Origin of the sequence: Bacillus sp. GMs2/2, assembly GCF_050172095.1 — a bacterium.
GTDB lineage: Bacteria > Bacillota > Bacilli > Bacillales > Bacillaceae_G > Bacillus_A > Bacillus_A cereus.
In genome coordinates, this window is record NZ_JBNLYE010000444.1 from 1 (window position 1) to 2,881 (window position 2,881).

Here is a 2,881-nt window from a genome sequence, read left to right on the forward strand (position 1 = left end):
AGGTGGTAGATTACTATATGAGTACATTAAAGAAAATTACTAATAATATTTCGAAGGTTATTATAGGAAAAGACGAATCGATAGAACTAGCAGCCATTGCTCTAATAGCAGGGGGACATATTTTATTAGAAGATGTACCTGGGACAGGAAAAACAACATTAGCGAAAAGTTTGGCTAAAAGTGTGGACGCTAAATTTCAAAGAATACAATTTACAGCGGATACTTTGCCTGGAGATGTTATTGGTCTTGAATATTTTCATGTAAAGGAATCGGATTTTAAAACAAGGTTAGGACCGATTTTTGCAAATATCGTATTAGTGGATGAAATTAATCGAGCTGTACCGAGAACACAATCTTCGTTACTTGAGGTTATGGAAGAGCGTACTGTTACAATTGCGAAACAGACACATTCATTACCAGAACCTTTTTTAGTTATAGCAACGCAAAATCCACTCGAATCAGCGGGCACATTTCCGTTACCAGATGCTCAGTTAGACCGGTTTTTACTCACAATACGCCAAGGTTATCCTACGAGAGAAGCTGAAAAGGAAATGATGAATCGGTTTCAAATGAATGATCCATTAGAAACGTTACATTCTATTATTTCAAGTGAAGAAATTATTACGATGCAAAAGCGTGCAAGAGAAGTGTTAGTAGGGAATGATGTGCAAGATTATCTCCTTGAAATTATTGAAGCAACTCGTAACCATGAGTTAATTGAAATTGGTGTAAGCCCTCGGGGAACGTTGGCATTTATGAGAGCAATTCAAGCACGGGCAATATTAAATGAAAGAGATTACTGTACGCCAGATGATATTAAGACGCTCGCTGCATCAGTTTGTGCTCATCGTTTAACGTTAACGATTGAGGGAGAGATGAAAACGACGAAAGAACAAATTATGAAAGAAATTCTTCATACGATTAGTGTGCCAGTGGAGAATGTACGATGAATCAACAGCTTGCGTATACATCTTTAGCGGAGCCTTTCGTAATGGGGGTTATGTCAGTTGTAGCAGTTATTTTAAGTGTATTTTCAAGTAATCTACTGTTTTTATCTCTCGTATTTTTATATGTAATTTTAATAGGTGCTATGCATGTATATATACGTAAAGTATCTCGTGTTGAATGGGAATACAGTCAAGGGAATTCGAACGTTTTTATAGGTGAAACGAATATGTGCAAAATGAAAATTTCAAACAAGTCGATATTTCCTATTCTTAATATCGTATTTCGATTTAAATGTGAAAATAAGCTAACTTGGAATCATGATGAAATAAACAAAAATCATAGTACAGGTTCAAATTATTATATGAATTTTAATTTAAAAGGAAGGGAGTCAGTTTCATTTGATTTGCAAGCTGTAGCGTTAAAAAGAGGCATCGCGAAATGGGAAGAAGTTGAAATTGTTATTACTGATCTCTTTGGATTTATAACGAACCATATAACATATAAACAAGTTGATACGCCCTCTTATTTAGTCTTACCAGCTGTTCCGAAAATACAAGTTCCTGAATTACAAGAATGGTCACGAGGATTTCGAAAAGCGATGTCTTCACCCTTATATGATGAAACGAAAGTAATGGGAGTAAAGTCTTATGAAAATGAAGATTTTCGTTCCATCCACTGGAGTGCAACAGCGAAAACAGGGACGATAACTGCGAAAAAGTATGAGCGAACACAATGTGATAAATACGCGATTTATCTCAACTTGCAAAATAAAAGTGGTGTTTCTTTGCGAAATGATATAGAGGAACTAATTGAATTAACAGCAGGTATATGCAAACAACTTCTTATGCAAAACTGTTCGTTTGAAGTATGGATTAATAGTGTAAAAGATAACGGTTTGCTACATATAAAAAATGGGGATAATCGGAAACATTTGCAAAATGTATTAAAGGTACTTGCCTCGATATCAGACCAAGATACGCCTATATCTTCTTCTTACTTTTACACAGCAGGCTTTCGTCGAAAGGAACTGGATGCGGTTCCTTTAATTATCGGTACTTCACCAAAGAAATACAGTAGAACGAATAAATGGATTGTAATGAAAGAATAAGAAGGGGCTTATGTCATGGTGAATAAGAAGCGGCATATGAAAGTGAAGTTATGGAGTGTAAGAACTTTAATCATACTTTTCTTTGCGATTAGTGCGATAACGTTATCACAAGGTGTTGTGTATGTACAAGACATAGTAAAAGAGCGTTTTTTCAGTAAGACTAAGACAATATCGGAAAGAAATTATGATTTTACTAGTATAGGTGAAAATTTCGATGATTCCAAAATAGATGAAGATGAATATGAAGAAGTAGAAGATACAGGTATAAGAACGAAAACGGGTAAAAAATTTCAACCTTTCGAAAGAGAAAGTCTATGGAGTGACGTGCTTTCTGTTCTTTCAAATATATGGATTACTATAGCTTTTTATGTGATAATTGCAATATCAATTATATATGCCATCTACAAGTATATTAGGAAAAAATTGACGAAAACAGAAATAGTACAGGAGAAAGAATTGGTTACAAAGCACACTGCGGTAAGAAGCATAAAGAATGAAAAAGTCATTCATCAGTTAGAACAGCCGTTACCGACAGATAAGATAAGAAAAACGTTAGTTGAATGGGAAAGAACATTACCATTTCATGAACAGAGAAGATCCTATGAAACGATGCAACAATGGTTAAAAAGAATTTGTAGAACAAGGGATATTATCTCGTTATATGAGTCTGTTCGTTATGGTGAAAAGACGTATACGGATTTAGATGTGGAAGAAATAATGAAGTGGGTAGAGGGAGATGGGAAGGTGGATACATAAATATTCACCTTTTCTTTTTTATATGGAAATTTGATTAACATGAATTATTTTCTTATATGAAACCGTATT

The 2,881-nt window shown here is 34.4% G+C and carries 3 protein-coding genes; all 3 read left to right on the forward strand.

The annotated features are described in order from the left end of the window. Nucleotides 1-17 precede the first annotated feature (17 nt). The 3 genes from ACQGS6_RS25755 to ACQGS6_RS25765 are packed head-to-tail and all read left to right on the forward strand — an operon-like array spanning nt 18 to nt 2,812. A complete protein-coding gene (locus ACQGS6_RS25755; protein ID WP_000105650.1) occupies nt 18-950 on the forward strand; it encodes an AAA family ATPase in 933 nt (310 codons plus the stop codon). Next, nucleotides 947-2,056, forward strand: coding sequence for a DUF58 domain-containing protein (locus ACQGS6_RS25760; RefSeq protein ID WP_003312283.1), 1,110 nt, complete (start codon nt 947-949; stop codon nt 2,054-2,056). Before ACQGS6_RS25755 ends, ACQGS6_RS25760 begins: the two co-directional genes overlap by 4 nt. Nucleotides 2,057-2,071: 15 nt before the next feature. Beyond that, nucleotides 2,072-2,812, forward strand: a complete 741-nt coding sequence (locus tag ACQGS6_RS25765; RefSeq protein WP_000247509.1) for a hypothetical protein — start codon at nt 2,072-2,074, stop codon at nt 2,810-2,812. Nucleotides 2,813-2,881 lie beyond the last annotated feature (69 nt).

Coding starts and splice junctions, on each gene's coding strand:
- ACQGS6_RS25755 (WP_000105650.1), top strand. CDS start 18: ATGAGTACATTAAAGAAAATTACTAATAATATTTCGAAGGTTATTATA.
- ACQGS6_RS25760 (WP_003312283.1), top strand. CDS start 947: ATGAATCAACAGCTTGCGTATACATCTTTAGCGGAGCCTTTCGTAATG.
- ACQGS6_RS25765 (WP_000247509.1), top strand. CDS start 2,072: ATGGTGAATAAGAAGCGGCATATGAAAGTGAAGTTATGGAGTGTAAGA.